General features: G+C 67.8%; 13 protein-coding genes. 7 read left to right on the top strand and 6 right to left on the bottom strand.

Features of this window, described 5'->3' with window-relative positions; translation table 11 throughout:
* Positions 1 to 7 precede the first annotated feature (7 nt).
* Positions 8 to 6,115, top strand: coding sequence for an RHS repeat-associated core domain-containing protein (locus tag HOV77_RS06605; protein WP_290858975.1), 6,108 nt, complete (start codon positions 8 to 10; stop codon positions 6,113 to 6,115).
* 4 nt (positions 6,116 to 6,119) lie between these two features.
* Here the strand turns inward: HOV77_RS06605 and HOV77_RS06600 are convergent, their stop codons facing one another.
* Together HOV77_RS06600 and HOV77_RS06595 are read right to left on the bottom strand one after the other, a co-directional pair.
* The gene (locus tag HOV77_RS06600) at positions 6,120 to 8,897 is read right to left on the bottom strand and encodes a BTAD domain-containing putative transcriptional regulator (protein WP_290858972.1); all 2,778 of its coding nucleotides are present in this window, start codon (positions 8,895 to 8,897) and stop codon (positions 6,120 to 6,122) included.
* 180 nt (positions 8,898 to 9,077) lie between these two features.
* A complete protein-coding gene (locus HOV77_RS06595; protein ID WP_290858970.1) occupies positions 9,078 to 9,443 on the bottom strand; it encodes a nuclear transport factor 2 family protein in 366 nt (121 codons plus the stop codon).
* 66 nt (positions 9,444 to 9,509) lie between these two features.
* Here HOV77_RS06595 and HOV77_RS06590 point away from each other — a divergent pair, with 66 nt between their 5' ends.
* Positions 9,510 to 10,535 carry a helix-turn-helix transcriptional regulator gene (locus tag HOV77_RS06590; protein WP_290858968.1) on the top strand — a complete coding sequence of 342 codons (1,026 nt, stop codon included), beginning with the start codon at positions 9,510 to 9,512 and terminating at the stop codon, positions 10,533 to 10,535.
* A gap of 38 nt (positions 10,536 to 10,573) precedes the next feature.
* Here HOV77_RS06590 and HOV77_RS06585 read toward each other — a convergent pair whose 3' ends face one another.
* On the bottom strand, positions 10,574 to 11,209 hold the full coding sequence (locus tag HOV77_RS06585; RefSeq protein ID WP_290858966.1) for a cytochrome b/b6 domain-containing protein: 636 nt from the start codon (positions 11,207 to 11,209) through the stop codon (positions 10,574 to 10,576).
* Positions 11,209 to 11,658, bottom strand: coding sequence for a hypothetical protein (locus tag HOV77_RS06580; RefSeq protein WP_290858964.1), 450 nt, complete (start codon positions 11,656 to 11,658; stop codon positions 11,209 to 11,211). The genes HOV77_RS06585 and HOV77_RS06580 overlap by 1 nt, the downstream gene beginning before the upstream one ends.
* Before the next feature lie 89 nt (positions 11,659 to 11,747).
* Here HOV77_RS06580 and HOV77_RS06575 point away from each other — a divergent pair, with 89 nt between their 5' ends.
* The 3 genes from HOV77_RS06575 (at position 11,748) to HOV77_RS06565 (ending at position 13,316) form a co-directional block, all read left to right on the top strand.
* Complete coding sequence (locus HOV77_RS06575) at positions 11,748 to 12,281, top strand: sigma-70 family RNA polymerase sigma factor (RefSeq protein WP_290858962.1); 534 nt, start codon at positions 11,748 to 11,750, stop codon at positions 12,279 to 12,281.
* The gene (locus HOV77_RS06570) at positions 12,274 to 12,972 is read left to right on the top strand and encodes a zf-HC2 domain-containing protein (RefSeq protein ID WP_290858959.1); all 699 of its coding nucleotides are present in this window, start codon (positions 12,274 to 12,276) and stop codon (positions 12,970 to 12,972) included. The genes HOV77_RS06575 and HOV77_RS06570 overlap by 8 nt, the downstream gene beginning before the upstream one ends.
* Before the next feature lie 107 nt (positions 12,973 to 13,079).
* Positions 13,080 to 13,316, top strand: a complete 237-nt coding sequence (locus tag HOV77_RS06565; protein ID WP_290858957.1) for a hypothetical protein — start codon at positions 13,080 to 13,082, stop codon at positions 13,314 to 13,316.
* 83 nt (positions 13,317 to 13,399) lie between these two features.
* Here the strand turns inward: HOV77_RS06565 and HOV77_RS06560 are convergent, their stop codons facing one another.
* Positions 13,400 to 14,698, bottom strand: a complete 1,299-nt coding sequence (locus tag HOV77_RS06560; RefSeq protein WP_290858955.1) for an RICIN domain-containing protein — start codon at positions 14,696 to 14,698, stop codon at positions 13,400 to 13,402.
* Between the two features lie 749 nt (positions 14,699 to 15,447).
* Between HOV77_RS06560 and HOV77_RS06555 the strand changes: the two genes are divergently transcribed.
* Both HOV77_RS06555 and HOV77_RS06550 read left to right on the top strand, forming a co-directional pair.
* Entirely contained in the window at positions 15,448 to 16,716 is a 1,269-nt protein-coding gene (locus HOV77_RS06555; RefSeq protein ID WP_290858953.1) for a family 16 glycosylhydrolase, read from the top strand.
* Between the two features lie 37 nt (positions 16,717 to 16,753).
* Entirely contained in the window at positions 16,754 to 18,142 is a 1,389-nt protein-coding gene (locus HOV77_RS06550; RefSeq protein ID WP_290858951.1) for an SGNH/GDSL hydrolase family protein, read from the top strand.
* 92 nt (positions 18,143 to 18,234) lie between these two features.
* Here the strand turns inward: HOV77_RS06550 and HOV77_RS06545 are convergent, their stop codons facing one another.
* Positions 18,235 to 20,298 carry a right-handed parallel beta-helix repeat-containing protein gene (locus HOV77_RS06545; RefSeq protein WP_290858949.1) on the bottom strand — a complete coding sequence of 688 codons (2,064 nt, stop codon included), beginning with the start codon at positions 20,296 to 20,298 and terminating at the stop codon, positions 18,235 to 18,237.
* Between the last annotated feature and the right edge of the window lies 1 nt (position 20,299).

The raw sequence follows: 20,299 nt of genomic DNA, 5'->3' as shown, positions 1-20,299 counted from the left end.
GAACCTGATGCGCCATCCGACGAAACGCGCGCGGCGGTGGGCCGCCGCGACCAGCACCCTCGTCATGATCGCCGTGTCGGCCGCGGTACCCGTCCGGGCGTTCGCCGCCCCGGCTGTCTTGCCGAGCCGGCCCGACGTGGTCAAATCCGTCAGCGGCCACGCCGCGCCGCCGGTCGCCACGGTGAAGACCGACTTCCCAGCCCCCCGGCCGGCCGCGGTCACCTGGCCGACGGCGGGCGCGGCGACGGTCGGCGTTCAGCGGTCCACCGCAGCCCGTGCAGGCGCGTTGCCGGTCTGGGTCCAGGCCACGACCGGCGCCGCCCCGGCCACCGTCGACGTGCGGGTCCTTGAACGTCCGGCAGGCGCGGCCGCGCGAACGGACAGCCTGTTCCTGGGGCTACGCCGGACCGACGGCTCGGCGACGAAAGGGCCGCTACGGCTGACCATCGACTATTCGCGCTTCAAGGATCAGTACGGAGGTGACTGGGCCGCCCGCCTGCGGGTCGTAGCCCAGGACGGATCCCCGGTCACGGGGCTGCGCAACGACCTGGCGGCGAGCCTGCTGTCCGCCGACGTCGCGGTGGGATCGAGCGAGGCCACGTTCGCGGTGGCGGCAGACGCGGAGGGGTCGACCGGCAGCTATCGCGCCACCTCGTTGGCACCGTCCGGATCGTGGCAGGTGTCCGCCCAGACCGGCGCGTTCAGCTGGTCCTACGAGATGCGTACGCCGCCGGTCCCAGGCGGGTTGCAGCCGACGCTGACCGCCGCATACAACTCGAACACGGTCGACGGGCACACCGTGTCCACCAACAGCCAACCGTCCTGGCTCGGCGAAGGCTGGTCCATGTGGCCGGGCTTCATCGAGCGCTCCTACAAGAGCTGCGGTGAGGACCTGGGCGGCAACAACGCCACCACCAAGACCGGCGACCTGTGCTGGGAGACCGACAACGCGACGATGTCCCTGGACGGACACTCCGGTCAGCTAGTCCTCGTCGATGGCACATGGAACGCCAACGGTACGTGGCGGCTCAAAGACGACGATGGAACCAGGATCGAACATCTGATCGGCGCGGCCAACGGCGACGACAACTCCGAGTACTGGAAGATCACGACGACCGACGGGACCCAATACTTCCTCGGCCGACGCGCTGACTCGACGTGGACCGTGCCGGTGTTCGGCAACGACGCCGACGAACCCTGCAACAAATCCACCTTCGACGCGTCGAGCTGCGACCAGGCGTACCGGTGGAACCTCGACCACGTCGTCGACCGGCATGGCAACTCGATGAGCTACTTCTACCGCGAAGAGACCAACAACTATGGCGTGAACCTGGCCAAGCGGACCGCCGCCTACACCCGCGGCGGAACGCTGGAGCGCATCGAGTACGGCACCCGCGAAGGCGAAAGTGGCCAGGCGCCGGCCCGGGTCTGGTTCGACGTGGCCGACCGCTGCCTGGCCAATTGCGCCACGCATACGGCGACCAGTTGGCCCGACGTGCCCTGGGACCAGCAATGCCTGTCCGGAACCTGTTCGACCCAGATCGCGCCGACCTTCTGGTCGACCCAACGGTTGGCGAAGATCACGACCCAGGTGTCCACCGGAAACGGCAACTATCGCAACGTCGAGCAATGGACGTTCACCCATGCGTTCCCCGTGCCGGGAGACGGCACGACCGCGAGCCTGTGGCTGAGCCGCATCGGCCACGCCGGGCTCGCCGCCACCACGGCGGCGACGCTGCCCGACGTCACCTTCGACGGGACGATGAAGCAGAACCGCGTGAACGCCGCCGCCGACGGACTGCCCAAGCTCAACAAATACCGGCTCACCGGCATCCACAACGAATCCGGCGGCGCGATCAGCGTCACCTACGCCGAGCCCGACTGCGCCGACGGCGCGGCCGCCCCGCCGGTCGACCGCAACCCCAAGCGGTGCTTCCCGGTGCGCTGGGCGTTGCCGCCGTCGCCGACCGTCCGAGAGGATTGGTTCCACCGGTACGTGGTCGCGAAGGTCGTCGCCGACGACACCGTCGGCGGCAACAAGGACGAGGTGACCACCTACGAGTACGCGGGCGACGGCGCGTGGGCGTACGACGACAACCCACTGATCGAACCGGCCAAGCGGACCTGGTCGCAGTGGCGCGGCTACGAGAAGGTCGTCGTCCGCAGCGGCGATCCGGTCAACGACTTGAACAAGCCGGAGTCGTGGACGCAGTTCCAGTACTTCCGGGGCATGAACGGCGACCGGCTCGCCGGCGGTGGGACGAAGACGGTCACCGTCACCGACTCCACCGGTGCTGCGGTCGCCGACGCTGAACCGCTAGCCGGTTTCCTGCGGGAGACCATCACCCGTGACGGCGTCGGCGGAACCGAGGTGACCGGGGAGATCCGTACGCCGTGGACCCGGACGACGGCCACTCGCGACGGGTTGACCGCCTACCAGGTGGAGACGTCACGCGTACTCAGCCGCACGCGGCTGGCCGCCGGAACGTTCCGCACCACCCAGATCGACACCGCCTACGACCACTACGGCAACGCCACCCAGGTCGACGACGCTGGCGACCTCGCCGACGCCGCTGACAACCAGTGCACGACCACGGCGTACGCCCAGGATCCGGCCACGCTGCTCGTGAACCTTCCGCGCACGGTCACCACCGTCGCGGTGGCCTGCGGCGCCACGCCGTCTTATCCGTCGGACGCGATCACCGTGACGCACACCTACTACGACGGCGGCGGCCTGGACAGTGCGCCGGACAAGGGCGATGTGACCAGCACCGAAACCGTCAGGGGCTACTCCGGCAGCACGCCGGCCTATCTCCAGGACAGCACCGCGACGTACGACAGATACGGCCGGGTCCTGATCGCCAAGGACGCGCTCGGCCGCCCGACCACGACGGCGTACACCGAGACGAACGGACTGACCACGACCACCACGACCACGAACGCGCTGAACCACGTCACCACGACGACGATGGACCCCGCCTGGGGCGAACCGACCCGGATCGTCGACCCCAATCAGCGAGTGACCCGGCTGGACCGGGACGGGCTGGGCCGGCTCGTCAAGGCCTGGCTGCCCGGCCGCAGCCCGGACAACGGCGACAGCCCACATCTGCGCTACACGTATCAGATCCGGGCGACCGCGCCGAGCTATCTCCGCACCGACACCCTCAAGGCCAACGGCAACGCTGTGGCGACCTACACCCTGTACGACGGCTTCCTCCGGGAACGGCAGACCCAAGCGCCCAGCCCGGCCGGGGGCCGCATCCTCACCGACAAGATCTACGACTCGCGGGGCCTGCTCGCGATCACTCGCGCGGCGTACTACAACGCGGACAGTCCGGCGGGCACCTCGCTATTCCTGCCCGACGCCGGGGCGGTTCCGCAAGCCATGGTGACCGTGTACGACGGCGCGGAGCGGCCGACCGACGCGATCTTCCTCCGGCTCAACTCCGAGAAATGGCGCACGCGGACCTACTACGGCGGTGATTACACCAGCGTCGTACCGCCCATCGGCAGCACCGCCACGACGACCTATGTGGACGCTCGTGGGCACACCACCCGCCTGCTGCAGTATCGGCAGCGTCCGCAGAGCGGGCCGCCGACCGGAACGGCCGACACGACCACGTACGCGTACACCAAGCGGGGGCAGTTGGCCACGACCACCGACCCGGCCGGCAACGTCTGGCGGTACACCTACGACGTACAGGGCCGCCAGCTCACTGCCGACAGCCCCGACCAGGGGCTCACCACCATGACCTACGACGACGCGGGACAATTGATCACAGCCACTGATGCCCGGCAGAAGACGGTGTACGCCCGATACGACGCCCTCGGCCGCAAGACCGAGACCCGGCTGGCCGCCGAGGACGGCCACCTGCTGACCCGGACGGTCTTCGACACACTGGCCAAGGGCTCGCTCACCTCCTCCACCCGGTTCGTCGGCGATGACGCCTACACCCGGACGGTCGGCGGTTACGACGCCGCCGGGAATCCGACCGGCGAGACGATCAGCCTGCCCGGCGTCGAGGGCGCCCTGGCGGGCGCATACCCGACAGAGCTGACATACACGGTGGACGGCAGTGTCGCGACCAAGAAGCTGCCCGCGCTGGGCGCCGACGTCCCGGCCGAGACACTCGTCTACGGCTACGACGATCTCGGGCTGCCCGACACGGTCACCGGCGCGACCACCTACATCACCGACACCGAGTACACCGCGCTGGGTGAACCGACCCAGCTGGAACTCGGCGTCACCGGCAAACGGCTGTGGCAGACCACTTACCGCGAGGAGGGCACCCGGCGGGTCACCGAAGTCCTCACCGAGCGGGAACAGGCCGGTGGCGTCATGGTCGACGACCTTTCGTACGCGTACGACCCGACCGGCAACGTCACCAAGATCGCCGAACGGGCGGCCGGCTCCGCCGCCGACGCCCAGTGCTTCACCTACGACTACCTACGCCGAGTCCAGGCCGCCTGGACGCCGACCGACGGCTGTGCCGCGACCATGCCGGCGGCCGGCCTCATCGGTGGACCGGCGCCCTACTGGACTCAGTACGCCTACGACGCCGTCGGAAACCGCACGTCGATGACGGCCAAGGGCTTCGCCGGCACAGCCGACCGGACGAGCACGTACGCGTACCCCACCGGGGGTGCCGGAGTCGATCGGCCGCATGCGGTCACCAGCATCCAGACGGGATCCGATGTAGACAGTTATGGCTACGACGCGGCCGGGAACACGATCAGTCGCCCGGCGCCGGACGGCTCGGCGGCTACGCAGACCCTGACCTGGACCGACGACGGGCTACTCGGCTCGATCCAGGCGGGTGCCTCGGCAGACGGCCGCACCTCGTACGTCTATGACGCCAATGGAGTACAGCTGCTCCGCCGGGATCCGGGCAAGGTCACGCTCTTCCTCGGTTCCGACGAGATCACCCTGGACACGGCGACCGGCGGCAAGACCGGCACCCGGCAGTACGACGGCGTCGGCAGCCGCACCGGCAGCGGCCTGACCTGGCTGGTCGCCGACCAGCACGGCACGTCGCAGACCGCGATCGACAGCGCCACCCTCGCCCCCACTCAGCGACGGCTCGACCTGTTCGGCAACCCGCGCTCGACTGCCGGGCTCACGGCGGGCGCGCTGACCGCGGGCGCCGGCTGGCCGGGCGGCGATCGAGGCTTCGTCGGCGGAACGGCGAACGAGGCGACCGGACTGACCCGGCTCGGCGCGCGGGAGTACGACCCGACGCTGGGCAAGTTCATCTCCGTCGACCCGGTGGTCGACCCCGCCGATCCACAGCAGATGAACTCCTACGCGTACGCCAACAACAACCCCACCTCGATGAGCGACCCGGACGGTCGGCGGTACTTCGTCGACGCCGGAGGCTACATCGAGGCACCGAGCGCCAAGCACATGACATCGGCCGCGATGAAGCGGGTGCAGAAGCGCATCGCGATGTACAAACCGATGTACGACAAGTGGCAGCGGCAGCTCCGGGCGACCCGGGCCGCGACCCGGCGCGCCTGGCAGCACGACCGCGATCAGCAGATGGCCGACGCTCAAGCCCGCGGGCGCGCCCGCAACCAGCAGCGGTTCACCCAGGCCGCAGGCGACCTGCCGCTGTTCTACGACATCACGTTCGACGTCGGCACCCCGCACGACATCTCCCAAGACACCGACAAGGCCGGAGGCTACCCCCAGACCCTCGACCCGCTGTACGCCTCTCCGCTGGACGCGATGAACGAGCTCAACCGCTGCTTCAACTGCAGCTTCCCGATCGACAACGCCCCTGGGCACTTCCCGGGCACGGGCGAGTTCATCCCGCTCAACGCGTGTCTCACCGCCCTCTGCAAAGGCGCGCCGGTCCGCGCGTACGCCATCAACGACGGGTATTACTTCATCGCCCAGAAGGGACACTTCGACGCGCCCGGATCGGTCATCCGGTTCCAGTTCCAGAACGGCAGCGACGGACGGCTGCAACTACGCGTGACGGCGTGGGTTCAGAGCTCGGCGGTGCCCGACGTCGTGAACAAGACGATCGCGCAGCACAATTGGCAGAGCTTCGCCGACAACCTCGCGTGGAACGTCATGACCAACCAATGCCACGGAACCAGTCACTGCTGATGCGTCACCGCTGATCGAGGCGGGCCAGCCGATCGAGGACCCCGTGGGCCTCCGGCTGGCCCGCCGCCTGGAAGATGGTCAACGCCCGGCGCCAGACCGTCCGGGCGTTGGCCGGGTCCTGAGCGGCCAGGTAGGCATCCCCGAGGTTGATCAGCTTCTCCGCGAGGAAGTAGGACGCGTTCATCTCCTCGAACATCGCCACCGCCGTCGAGTAGCAGCTGATCGCCTGGGCGTGCTCGCCGAGCCGGTGGTACGCATAGCCGAGGCTGTCCCAGGTCTCCGCCTCCCCGGAACGCTCGCCGACCTCCTGGAACAGCGTCAAGGCTCGCCGGCACTCGACGAGCGCGGCGGTGTACCGGCCCTGCTCGGCGTGGTACCAGCCGTTGCTGTTGAGCACCCGGGCCTGCCCGAGCCGGTCGCCCGACTCGGCGTACAACGCGAGCGCCTGATTCCGATGGCCACTCGCCTCCGCCAGCCGGCCCAGCGGGCTCAGCGCAGATGAGAACGCCAGATGAGTATGCGCCTGCAAGACCTTGTCCTCCAGCGCGCGGAACAGCTCCAGCGCCTGTTCCAGATGGGTCAGCGAGTCCTCGTAGCGACCCAGCCGGCCGGCGGCGTTGGCGATGCTGCGCAGCGACAACGCCTGCGCCCGCCGATCACCCCAGCGACGGGCGGCGTCGAGGGCGGTCTGCTGCGAGGCGTACCACTCCTGCCAATAGCCGCGCCGGAACAGGACCTCCTCCATGCTCCAGGCGAGCTGCCACGCGTGACGGTCGAAACCGGTGGCGGCCGCGTCCGCGAGCACCGCCGGTAGGACGGCGTGCTCAGCGGCGTACCAGGCGAACGCCTGTTCACTGTCGCCGAGCCGGTCCGGTCTGATCCCCGGTAGCGGCGGCGTCGGCGTGATGGGATCCCGGTGCGGATTGACCAGGTACGCGGCGGCCCGGCTTGTCTGCAGGTAGTGGTCCAACAGCCGCTGCCGGGCCGGACCGCTCTCAGCCGGTTCGGCCAGCTCGGCGGCGTACGCCCGCAGCAGGTCATGACCCGCAAACCGGCCCGGGACGTGCTCGGTGAGCAACTGCACGCGGGTCAGCTCGCCCAGCAGATGAGCAGCCCGCGACCGGCGTACGCCCGCCAGGTCCGCCGCGGCCGCGACGGTCACGTCCGGCCCGGGATGCAGCCCGAGCAAGCGGAACAGTCGCGCCGCGTCTTCCGGCAGTGCCCGATACGACCAGGAGAACACGGCCCGGACGTCGGTCGCCGCTTCCTCGCCGCTCAGCGCGCCGAGCGCGTCCCGGAGCTGATCGGCGATCGACGACAGGGAGAAATGCGGATGGGTGGCTGCCCGGGCTGCCGCGATCGCCAGCGCCAACGGCAGCCGGGCGCAGCGCGTGACGATGTCGTCCGTCGCCTCCGGTTCGGCGGCCAGCCGATCCGCGCCCAGGCGGCGCGCCAGCATCCGCCGAGATTCGTCACTGGACAGCAGATCGAGGTGCACCGGCCGGGCGGCTTCCGCGGCGACGAGACCGGTAAGCCGGTTGCGGCTGGTCACCAGGACCAGACAGGACGAGCTTCCGGGCAGCAGCGGCCGGACTTGTTCGGCGTCGCGGGCGTTGTCAAGCAGGATCAGCATCCGCCGGTCGGCCATCAGCGACCGATACAGTGCCACCTGCGCGTCGACCGTGGACGGCATCCGCTGCGGCGGAGTGTCGAGGGCTTCGAGGAAAGCACGAACGGCGTCCGCTGCCGCCATCGTCGGCGCGGACGCGTCGAAGCCGCGCAGGTTGACGTAAAGCTGACCGTCGGGGAATCGTTCGGTCACCCGATGCGCCCAGTGCACCGCCAGCGTCGTCTTGCCGACTCCGGCGGCCCCGCCGATCGCGGCGATCACGGTCGCCCGAGCGGTGCGGCCGTCCAGTTCGTCCGCGTACGCGTCAAGCAGCTTGAGGGCGTCCGCCCGGCCGACGAAGCCGTCGACGTCGGCGGGCAGCTGCCGGGGCACCGACGCGGCGGGAGCAGACTGCGGGAGCGGCCGGCCCGCCAGCAGTCCCGCGTACGCCTGGCGCAGCTCCGGTCCCGGATCGGTGCCCAACTCCTCGGCGAGCCGGAGCCGGATGATCTCGTACCGCTCGAGCGCCTCCGCCGGCCGGCCACCACGGTCGAGAACGGCCATCAGCCGAACCCAGAGCGATTCCCGTAGCGGGTACCGGACTGTCAGCTTCCGAAGCTCGGCGGCAAGGTCGCCGGCACGGTCGACGGACCCCCTGTTCGCCAGCTCCAGGTCGGTTCGGCGCTCGATCGCCGCGAGATATCGCTCGACCAGGCGTGGCCCCTCCGACCCGGCCAGCCAGTCGGAGTCCAGCCCGTCGAACGGGTCGCCTCGCCAAAGGTCGATCGCCTCATCCAGCAGGTCCCTTTCGGTGGCCGGGTCCGATGTCCGCGTGGCAGTCTCCAGCAAGTGGTTCAGCCGGAGGGCGTCAACCCGGTTCGATTCGACCCGCAGGTGGTATCCCGACGGTTCGGTCGCGATCAAGTCGGTGCCGATCGCACCGCGTAACCGGGTGACGTAGGTATGGATCGCACGGCGGGCATTGGTCGGCGGTTCCTCGCCCCACAACCCGGCCGCCATCCGGTCGACCGACACCGTCCTGCCGGCCGACAGCGCGAGCACCACCAGCAGTGTGCGCAGCCGACCGGCGGTCAGCTCCACCGGCTGGCCGGCTACCGAGACCTGCAGCGGTCCCAGAACGGCGACTGTCAGACCATCGACGACCTGTGCCACCGGCCCTCCCCTGCCCTGTGGTGCCCCGCGCCAACATACCGAAGTTCTGCAATGCGATCGGCCAGGCACACGACGTCAGACGCAAGGGTCGCCACGCTGCACGGCAGCTACCTGCCGATGGTTCACCCAGGACGGACCGGGTCACCGCACGATGGCCCGGTCCGCGCGTCCTACATCCGCCTACGAGGACACCACGCCGAAAGTCGGGTCGTCGATGAGGAACCGCCAACCGCCGTCCGGCTGGCGACGGGCGATCTCGCCGGTGATACCGGCGACTGCGCCGCCGTTTCCGGAGAATGTGGCCGACATCAGGGCGATGTCTCCGTGCGCGACGACCTTGCGGGTGCCGCCTTCGAGCTTGTCGACCGCGGTGACGAACTCGGTCAGCATCGTACGCAGGGCCGCTTCGCCGTGGACCCGGCTGCCGTCGAGGTTCACCGTCAGGGAGTCCACCTCATAGAGGTCAAGCAGTGCATCGACGTCGCTGTTGTTGACGCCTTCCAGGAAGAGCTCGTGTAGTTGCTGCGGTGTTTGTGCGAGGGTCATGACCGCGACCATAGGTTTACCCGCGATCGCGCCAGTACCCCGCAGACGAGGGATACCGTTGAGCCGGTGAACACGATCACGGCCCGAACTGTCCGTACGCAAGTGCAACGGATCGCCGAGTCGACCTCCGATGTGGACGAGCTGTTGTCGGCCGCAGGCAAGGTCATCCGCCGCGCGGTACCCGCCGAAGGCTGGTGTGGCTTCACCCTCGATCCAGACATGCTGGTCAAGACGGCCGGTGTGCACGAGGCCGGCCTGTCTCCGGCGCTCTTCGGCCACCTCGCCACTCTGGAGTACCGGCCCGGTGACTCCACCAGGTTCGTCGACTTGGCCCGCACCGGCCGCCCGGCGGCGATCCTCACCGATCACCGATCCAGCGAACGCTTCCACGAGATCCTCAAACCCTCCGGGTACGCACACGAACTGCGCATGGTCCTGCTCGACCAGGCAAGGGCGTGGGGCGGATTCGTTTTTCTCCGGGAACCGGCGTCACCGCCGTTCACGCAGACCGACAGCCGGTTCGTGACGAGTCTCGGCCGCGTGCTGGCAAGAGGCGTACGCCGGAGTCTGCTCCGATCGCAAACCGGTGCGGGCTCCTTGTCTGCGTCTCCAGGACTGCTGCTCCTGGACGAGGGCTACCAGATCGTTTCCATGTCGGCCGGCACGGAGACGTTGTTGGCCGAACTTGTGGAGCGTGGCGCGACACAACCACTTTTGCCTGCGGTCGTGTACGCACTGGCCGCGGCTGTCAGCGAAACGGCGGGCTCCGCGCCCATGGCGGTGCGGGTGCCTACCCGCACGAGGCGGTGGGCGACCTTCCACGCCTGGCGGCTCGACGGGCCGGTGCGTGTCGGCGTCTCCATCGGAAGCAGGCACTCCGACAAGGCTGGCGAGGCTGTGCTCGAAAATCACGGGCTGTCGCCGCGCGAGCGTCAGATCACCGAGCTGGTTCTCCGGGGCCGGTCCACGGCGCAGATGGCTGACAGCTTGTACCTGTCCCCGCACACCGTCCGCGACCACCTCAAATCGATCTTCGCGAAGACAGGCGTGCGAAGCCGGCATGAGCTCGTCGCGGTCCTCCTCAAACCCTAGGGCCTGTCTCCCTCGCGTGCGTTCCGGCCGACAGCAAGTCAGCGGTTCTGCGTCCGGTGCAGCCAGCCGGGCCAGACTCGTTTAGCAGTCTCGACACGGAGACGGCCGCCGTGCATGGATCGGGCGACGCCTCGATAGCCGGGCAGGATGCCGCTGGCGATCACGATGTGTCCGACCACGACCGGGGTGAGTGCGAACGTCGCCCAGCGGTGAATCTGGCGCAGCACGACGAATCCGATTCCGCCGTCGATGAAGGCCAGACCGACTCCACTGCCGATGAGCACGGCGAGGCATCCCGTCAGCACCAGGTTCGCCACGCGCTGCCCGGGGTCGAAATGGCCGTCGTGCGACGCGAAACGGCCCGTCCAAACTGCCGCGGGCCAGCGTACGAACCAGCGGAGGTCGCCTCGGCGGAAGCGGACCGACTCGACGAGGAACGTCCCGGCCGCGCGTACCCCCACGGTCACCGCCACGCCCGCCAGCCCCGCCAAACCCCAGCCCGTCCACAGGTGCACGGTGGTGTCGGCCAGGCCGGTCACGCGGGCCAGCGGGCTCGGGCGCCCCTCCCGGCCCAGGGCCAGCCACCATCCGGTCGCGAGCAGCACCAGCACCGCGACATAGATGCCCGCATGGAACCATCTGGTACGCCGGGAGTAGCGCTCGATGAAGGCCATCAGTAGCCGTACCCCCCGCCGTCGGAAGAGGCACTCGGTTGGGGTGCGGGGCTGGACGGCCCAGGGGTGCCGGAGACGATCAGAGTCACCTGGGTCTCCACTCCGGCCGCCGAGTGGTTGGCGTTGCGCAAGGAAAGGTGCATCACATGCCGGCCGGGCGGAGCGTTCGTGACCTGCACACTCGTCGACTCCACGATCAGGTAGTCGTTGCTGTTGTCGTCGAAGTACAGATGCACGTGGTGCAGGCCGGAGGCTTCGTCGCCGAGCGGGACGCTGCTGTCGAAGGCGACCGCGAACGGCACCGTGACCGTCGCGTCCGCCGCCGGTTCGCGTACCGACAAAGACATCGTTCCGGCGTCGCCGTCGGAGCCGCACGCGGCCGGCAACGCCGCTGTCATGATCGCCACCAGCGCGGTGACGCCGAACTTGCTCACCTCACGTCGGTTCATACAAGTTCTACGGCCTGGCCGCTCGATGGAGATTTCTCGGCGGCGGAGAAATCTGCGGACGGCCCGTAGCCGTAGTACCTTGCATGGCGGTGACAGACGAGGGACTGGTCGCCGGAATGGCGGCCGGCGACTCCCAGGCGGCCGCGGCCTTCGTACGCCGATATCAGGCGCGCGTCTTCGGTCTGGCGCTCACGATCGTCGGCGTCCCGGCGACCGCCGAGGAGGTCGCCCAAGAGGCGTTCCTGCGGGCCTGGCGGTACGCGGGCGGCTACGACCCGCGCCGCGGAGCCGTCGCGTCTTGGCTGCTCACGATCACCCGGAACGCCGCCATCGATGTCGTACGCGTCAGCCACGAACGGCCCTACGAGCCGGACACTCTGCTCGGGCTGCTCGATCCGCAAGCCGAACGGCCGCTCGAAGGCTGGCCCGACGCCGACCGGGTCCGCACAGCCCTGCACGGCCTGCCCCATGAGCAGGCCGTCGCCGTCGTGCTCGCCACGTTCTACGGGCTCACCGCCCGGGAGATCGCCGAACGGGAGGACATCCCGCTCGGCACCGCCAAGACCCGGATCAGGCTCGGTCTGATCCGGCTGCGCGACCAGCTCGAGGTGACCGATGACTGACCGCCCGGACTGCGAAGGCGTACGGCCGCTGCTGGCCGAGGTCGCGACCGGAGCCGCCACCGGCCCCGAACGCGCGGCCGTCCTGTTGCACACTGCGACCTGCGACGCCTGCCGCACCGAGCTGGCCGGGCTGGCCAAGGCCGCCGACGAGCTGCTCCTGCTCGCCCCGGCTCACGAGCCGCCGACCGGCTTCGAATCCGCCGTGCTCAACCGGCTTCACGAAGCCCGCCCCGCACGGCGTACCCCCATGTCGAAGCGGAGCTGGACCCGCCACTTGGCCGTCGTATGCGCGGTGCTGGTGGCGGCAGTGCTCACCGGCGCGGTGGTCTGGCAGGCGACGGCGACGGACCGGCGACTGGCCGCCGAACATCGCCAGACGCTGAGCGTGGCCGGCGGCCGGTATCTGAAAGCCTTGCCGATCCTCAGCAGCACCGGCGTCCGAACCGGAACCGTGTTCCTCTACCAGGGCGAACCGTCGTGGCTGTTGGTCAGTTTGGCCGGTGCGCCCACCGACGGCGAGTATCGGATGACCGTCATCGACCGCGACGGCGTGGCCCATCCGAGCGGCGCGTGCCAGGTACGCCACGGCGACGCGGTCGAGGGCTACCCGCTGTATCGGGCCGTGACCGAGATCGCGCGGATTCAGCTCGACGGACCCGGCGGCGTCCATTTGGAGGCGCACACCGCCTAAAGTCGAATCAGGCCAATGGTTTGCCGAAACATGTCGCCGAATCGGACGATCCCCTCTGATCGACCTATATCTATTATCATGCACATCGTTCTATCGATGGAGGTAGTATGCGCAGAGTCAAGATGGCGGTCGTGGCGACGATCCTGGCCGGTTCGACGGTGTTCGTCGGGGCCACGCCAGCACACGCCGCGACGAGTCTTCGCGGCGTCGTCTACGACTACTCAGAATGCGTCCGGATCGGAAATTACGGCATCGAGAACTACGGCTGGACCGGACCGCTGCAGTGCGTCTGGTACCCGACCGGCGGAAGCTACCCCTCAGGCTACTGGTTCATCTACGCCTGACGCGTGACGCCGACCTGTCGGCCCGCCGTTACGATCGCGGGCCGACAGGTGCCGATGGTGCCGTCATGCCGATTGCGACGGGGTCAAACGGCCCGGCGCGCGAACCGCTGATTGGCGTTGCCGTTGTACGCGTACTGCGAGATCCGCGCTCCGTCGGCGGTGGAGGCCTCCCACACGTCCAGAGCCAATCCGGACTGCCGGTTGATCAGGCTGATGACGCCGCTGCCCTGGTCGACGAGGCGCCATTGCTGGCTCGCGGCGGTGCCGACCGGCTGCTGGGTGACGTCAGCCCCGGAGGAGTTGCCGGCGACCTGCAGCACGAGCCCACTGTGGCGGGCCTTGACACGCACGTAACCGTCACCGGTGTCGGCGAACTCGAACTGCTGGTTGGTGCGTCCAGTGGACGGCCACTGGATGAGCAGCGCGCCGGCGGAAGTGGATGCCGAGTTGATGTCGGCGAGCTTGCCGCTGTGCTGGGCGACCAGGTTGTAGTAGGTGGTACCCGGGGGTGTGCTGCCGTCCACGAACTCCCATCGGGTGGAGGAGGAGGTGGCATCACCGGCGAGCCGGTCCCGGGCCGTGGTGTCGCCATACATGCTCCACCGTGCCCAGTCCACGACGGTGTTCGGGAACTTGGTGTCGCTCCAGAAGCTGGTGTGGCTTCCGCCGACGAAGGTAAGGAATCCCCTGGGCGCGGGCAGTTCCGAGTACGCCTGCCGGGCGGAGCTGTAGGCGCAGGTGGTGTCCTTGTCGCCGTGGACGAACAGGACTTTGGCGTGCACGCTGGTGGACGGATTGCCCATGTCGACGCACGACTGCGGGTTGGCGGACACGATCCGGGAGTCCGGCCAGGCCGTCAGCAGACCGTGGGTGGTCATGCCGCCCATGGAGTGACCTGATACGCCCACCCCGATGCCGGTGTTGATGTGTCCCGCGAGAGCGTCGCTGGAGGTGTTCAGTGCCAGCGTTCGCGTGAGGACTTCCGAGACATCCATCGACATGTTGCCGTTGTAGACGTCGTTGATGTTGATGTTGGGAAAGTACGGGGCGGGCACGATGAAACCTGCGGCCGCCAGCGGGCGGATCACGAACAGGGAGTTCTGGGGGCTGCTGCTGTATCCGTGGGTGAAGTTGTAGACGGGGAAGACGCCGGGAGCGACCGGGGCGTTGGTGACCGGGCTGCCCCCGGGGGTTCCAGTGGCCGGGTAGTACACGTAGGTGGTGATCTGGCGACTGCCGCGGGTCCAGCTGTATTGGCGCACGCCGACGGCGAAGGGCGTCGCCGGGGCGGGGTCGGCGTAGCCCTGGCCGGCTCCGAGTAGAGACAGACCTGTTCCGGCTGCTGCCGTGGTTGCGAGCTTGAGGACGGTTCGTCGTTGCATGGACACGATGCCTCCTGGCGTCCTGCGGTAGTTGAGGTGTGTGGGACCGACTGATCTCTCGGTGGGCATGGCAAAGGGGCGACCCGCGAAAGCCCACGGACCGTGCGCGGTCCGCCCAGCGACAGCGGACAGCTGACAGCTGTTTACCGTCCGGTCCGGTGCGGATCTGAAAGGGCGGCGGCACCCTCGCCGACGCGGGGCGGGTTTCCCGCTGTCGGCCCGAATCGGATATGCAACAGATAGATTGCCCTACGCTCATTTAAGTGTCAATCGAAGTTCTCCGCTTTTTGCTCCAACCGGAGGAGCACCCGTCGGGGTCACTCCCCTGTCGGCTGCGCCCATCAAGGAGATGACGGGCACCAAGTTCGGCGAGACGTCGATGGCAATGCCCGTCTGGCCCATCAGTGCCGGCGCCCGCGGCACACCAGACTGCGACCGCAGGTCAGCGTGAGCAGACGCCGCCAGATCCCCGGCCTGCCGTCCCCTTGCGACACTCCACCGGAGCGCCGATCGCTCGCCCACGCATCTGCAGGTCCGGTCCTCCAGACATCGACCCTTGACACGATCGAAATGTGTCACCAGACTACGGAATACGTTTTCCGACATGGGGTTCGGCACGAGCCCCATGCTGCTGCTCCGTGACCAAGGACGGAGGACCGGCCATCGGCACATGGCCATCCGCCGCCCGCGCTGCCACGCGCCCAGAAGTCGCTCAGGGTGCTCATAGTTAAAGGAGACCGCGAATCGTCATGAATGCGAAGACCGATGTCCGCCGGCGTACGGCGCTGGCGGCCGCACTCTCGTTGCTCACCTCGGGCCTGGTGGTAGCCATGACCGGTGCTCAACCGCTCCAAGCAGCCGGCGTCCAACCGAATCCGCTGGACAAGCCTGGCTGGATTCTCGATCGGCATGACGAGTTCGACGGCAGCCTCGACACCGGGCTGTGGGTCACGAACTATCTCGAATCGCGAACGCCGGAGTGGCGTTCCCGGGCGCGTTACGGCTTCCGGGACAACGCTCTCGTCCTGCGGATCGACAATGACCAGCCGACCTACTACGCCGACAATCCGATGAAGGTCTCCAGCATCCAGACGGGACAGCGGACCGGCTTGCATCAGACGTCGCCGTTCGATCACTCGATTCCCACGGTCATGAAGTACGCGCCCCAGTACGGATACTTCGAGATCCGCGCGAAGTCGTCCGCGCGTACCGGTATTCACACTGCGTTCTGGACGGTCGGCAAGCAGGACACCTCGACGCAGCGGGCCGAGATCGACGTCGTCGAGCACGCGCCGGGCGTACACGGGCTGCAGAGCTTCTACTACAACCTCCACAAGTGGTCCGACCCGAACCTTCCCGAAGCCGGGAACACGGTGTCCGTCGGCTTCGACATGACCGCCGACTTTCACATCTACGCCCTCGAATGGAACCCCACCCAGATCAAGCTCTACGTGGACAACGTCCTGAAGGACACCATCAACGCGTCCCCCGCGTACCCGTCGGTGTTCCTGCTGGGCATCTATGAGAACGCCGGCTGGACCGGCACCGTGGATCCGAACGCGACTCAGCCGAAGGAATTCGTCGTCGACTACTTTCGCGCGTACAAGCGCGCCGACACAGGCGGCGTCGTCAGTGGCGCCACGTACAAGATCCGGAATGTGGCGACTGGCAGATATCTGGACTCCGAGGCCAGTGGCGTCATGACGGTCGCGCCAGCGAGCTCCTATGACGACCAAGACTGGGTCGTGACCCAGGACCCCTCAGGCGCGTGGACGATCCGCAACGTCAGGACCGGGCGGTACTACCTGGACACCGACGGCGCCAACAACGCCGTCCTCTGGAACTCCGGCGAAGTGATCGCCGATTCGCTCTGGGGCTTGGAACCGGCCACTGGCGGCTACCGCCTCAACAACAGCCGCTCCGACCGCGACTACATGTACGCCACCGCGGGCGGCGAGCTGAAGTGGAACACCGGGTCGACCGACAGCACCACCGTCTGGGCCCTCGAGCGCAAATAGCGCCACAGATCCCCGCGTCGTCAGAGGAGCCCCTCGCATGCCTATCGTCATTCGCAGAACCGGAAGCCAGCTCGTAATATGGACCAGGCTCGTCGTCGCGGGGATCGTCGCGTTCTGCCCGGCCGTCGTGCCGGATGACGCCTCGGCCTCCGACGCCACGGGCACAGTGTTGATGTACGAAACATTCGCTGCTCAGACCGATCCGCCGAACTTCGGGTTCCCCATCGGAGCCAGCATCAGCAACGGCGTACTGAACGTCACGCAAGGCATGAAGAACTACACGACCTCGGTACGCCCGCTGTCGGCGTCGATCCTGACCGAGCGGACGCTCGACCTGCGGTTCGACTGGAAGACGGCGATCACTAGCGATGCAATGAAGACCGGCGTCGAGTTCCGCGACGGCAACGGGCATCTCGTCTTCGCCATCGCGGCGACCGCCTCGGAGCTCCGCTATGCGGTGGCCGGACCGGACTCAGCCTCCACCTCGGCTCCCGATTCGCTCAACCCGACGTGGATCAGGACGAGCTTCGACCGCACCAAGTGGTACACCGTCGATCTTCACCTCACCCTCCGACGGATCCAGTACACGATCACCAGCAAAGGGACTTCACCACGGGTGATCGCCTCGGCGACGGCGACCATCACCGGGACCAACCTCGCCCGGGTCGTCGCTTGCAACTACTACGGATCCGGCGTGCAGTCGATCGACAACTTCCGGTTGACCCGTCCCGCGTACGCCGCCAACGGTTCACTGGCCGGGTCGTCGGTCTACGCGTTCGGCGACAGCATCGTCTACGGGCATCAGTATCCGCGCAGCTTTGTCAATCTCGTCGCGGAACGGGAGAAGATGACGCTGACCAAGTACGCCAGGAACGGGGCGACCATCGGACCGTCCACCGCTTCTGGCGGGCAGATCATCACGCAGGTGCGAAACGCCAGCACCGTATCGCCGGCGTTCGTGGTGTTCGACGGCGGAACCAACGACGCCATCGAGATCCATGATCAGCACACGTACGTGATCGGCGTGGTCAGCCCGTCCCAAGATCCGGCGACCTTCGACACCCGGACGTACGCCGGTTCGCTCGAGGCCACCATCTATGCGATGAAGCAGAAGTGGCCGGCCGCCCAGATCGTCTACGTGGCCGTCCACAAGCTGGGCTCGCGAGACTGGGACACTCAACTGCCGCTCCGTCAGGTGACTCTGCAGGCCGCGCAGAAGTGGAATGTGGTCGTAGCCGACGTCTTCGCGGACACGACGCTCGACACCCGCGTCGATGCTCAACGAGTTGCCTACACGTTCGACAGCCTCGTCAACGGTTTCCCAGGCACCGGCGGCACCGGCACGCATCCAAACCTCGGGGGCATGACCGAGTTCTATGTGCCCGTGCTGACCGGGGCGCTACTCCGCCGGTCCGCCACGGCGTGATCAGCGGAGCGACGACGAGGGGCGGCGTAATGCAGGAGGGCCCGGCTGCGTACCAACGCAGCCGGGCCCTGTTCTCGTCCGTGGAGCAGGCGCTATGGCGTGGTCGCGACTTCGAGGTAGTCGAGGTTGGCCAGGCCGTTGGAGGTGGTCGGGTTGAACCGGATCGTGTTGCTTCCGGCGTTGAGCGAGACGGTCAGCGTCTTGGTGGCCCAGGTACTCCATCCGCCGGTGGCCTCGAACGACACAGTGGCCGCCGTGGACCCGTTCACGATCACGTCGGCGGAGCGGCCGGTCGTGCCGCCGATGGCGAATCGCACCCTCAACGTGGCCGTGCCGGCCGCCGGGGTGCTGACCGTGAACTGGGCGTACGCACCGACGGCGTTGTCACCGTTGCAGAATCCCGAACCCGAGTACCCCGACCAGTTCGAGTCGATCGTTCCGGTGCAGACCGCCGGAGCGGTTTCGGCTTCGTATCGGGTGGTCGAGCCGGTGGGCTGCTCGAACGCGCCGATGTCGGCGGCGCCGATGTAGAGGGTGTTGCCTTCGTAGTCGCGGCCGCCGTTGCCGGAGATCGTGACACCGCCGTTGACCGCGGGCGAGCCCGCCGACACCTTCAGCTCGTACGCAGCTGCGAGCGCCGGGCCGGTGGCCTGCGTACCGGACGGGGCGTTGATCGGGGCTGAGACGAACTGCGGGTTCGCCACCACGGCTCCGGTGTCGCCGCTGGGCACGGTCAGGGTCGCGCCGCCGTACAAGTTGTGGCTGTAGGTGATGGTGGAGCCCGTCGAGATGGTGGCGTTGGCCCGGGTGGAGTAGAGGATGTTGTTGCTGATCGCGTAAACAGAGGTCAGGTAGGTGCCGTAGCCGTAGATCAGATAGTTGCTGGCGTCGTTGTACAGGGTGTTGTTGTAGATCTGGGCCCGCGCCGCCGGGTCGGAGTGCAGGTAGATCTGGTAGCGGGTGTTGCTGGTGATCACGTTGTAGCGCAGGACGACGTTGCCGAAGGCGAACTGGCACAGCAGGATGCCGTCGCCGTTGCCGTGGACGTAGTTGTACTGGACGACTTGGCCAGTTGTGCCCTTGTCGGTGTCGATGCCGTTGGAGTCGGCGCCTCCGGCCTTCTGCGACGTGCCGAAGACCTCGTTGAACTGGATCGTCACGTTGTCGGCGAAGTAGGTCTCGATGCCGGAGGTGCCGGTCTTGTCGACGACGTTGCGTTCGATGGTGCCGCCGCGGACGTCGGTGAGGTAGATGCCGTTGCAGCCGTACGCCGTCGCAGCTTGCGTGATGTAGTTGTTGCGAATCGTCACGTTGGTGTGCGGCTTGAACGTCGTGTCGCTGGCGCCGGTGCGGGTTCCCCAGCCGGTGGCGACCGCGCCGGAGCTGGATCCGGTGTACTGCTTGACGACGATGCCGGCGAACGACGTGTTCGAGATCGACGAGTTCTGCACCGTGATGCCGTTGAGGATCGTCGGCGTACTCGGTGGGGCCGCGATGTTGGGCACGGTGGTGTCGAAGACGATCCCGCCCGTACGCTTCGACTTGTCCCAGCCGGTCTGGAAGGTGATGCCGGGCTGGTTGTCCGCAGTGTCGCCGCCGATCCAGTTGACCTGGCCGGTGACGTCGTGGACGGTGACTGCGTCGATGACGAATCCGTCGAGTGTCTGGCTGTTGTCGCCGCTGACGTGGATGCCGCGGAAGTCGCCGAGGTTCGCGCCGGGCGTTCCGGTGGGCGGCACGGTGTTGGTCACCTCGAGGTTGCGGATCGTCCAGTACTCCTGATTGAACAGGCGTACGGCGTCGGCGACCGTGCCCGCACCGTTGATCCGGGGTTTGCTGCCGGTGCCGTAGGAGTCGATGACGATCGGCGAACCGGCCGCGCCGGAGCCTTTCGGCCACAGCTGGCCGGTCCAGACGCTGCCGGCCTTGAGCAGGATCTTGTCGCCGGCGCCGAAGGTCGTGGCGTTGATCTTGCTGAGACTCTTCCAGGGATGGCTCTGGTCGAGGCCGCTGTTGGCGTCGGCGCCGGCCGAGGCGTCGACGTAGTACGTCGTGTTCGCCGCCAGCGCCGGAGTGTGCATCGCGGTGACGATACCCGTGCTGACGAGAGCGAGAACGGCCCCGGTGGCGAGCCGCCGGGCGCAGGTTCGGAACATG

This window comes from Hamadaea sp., assembly GCF_013362815.1.
Classification (GTDB): domain Bacteria; phylum Actinomycetota; class Actinomycetes; order Mycobacteriales; family Micromonosporaceae; genus Hamadaea.
Note: the sequence above shows the minus strand (reverse complement) of the source record. Positions and strands in the feature narration are given on the sequence as shown.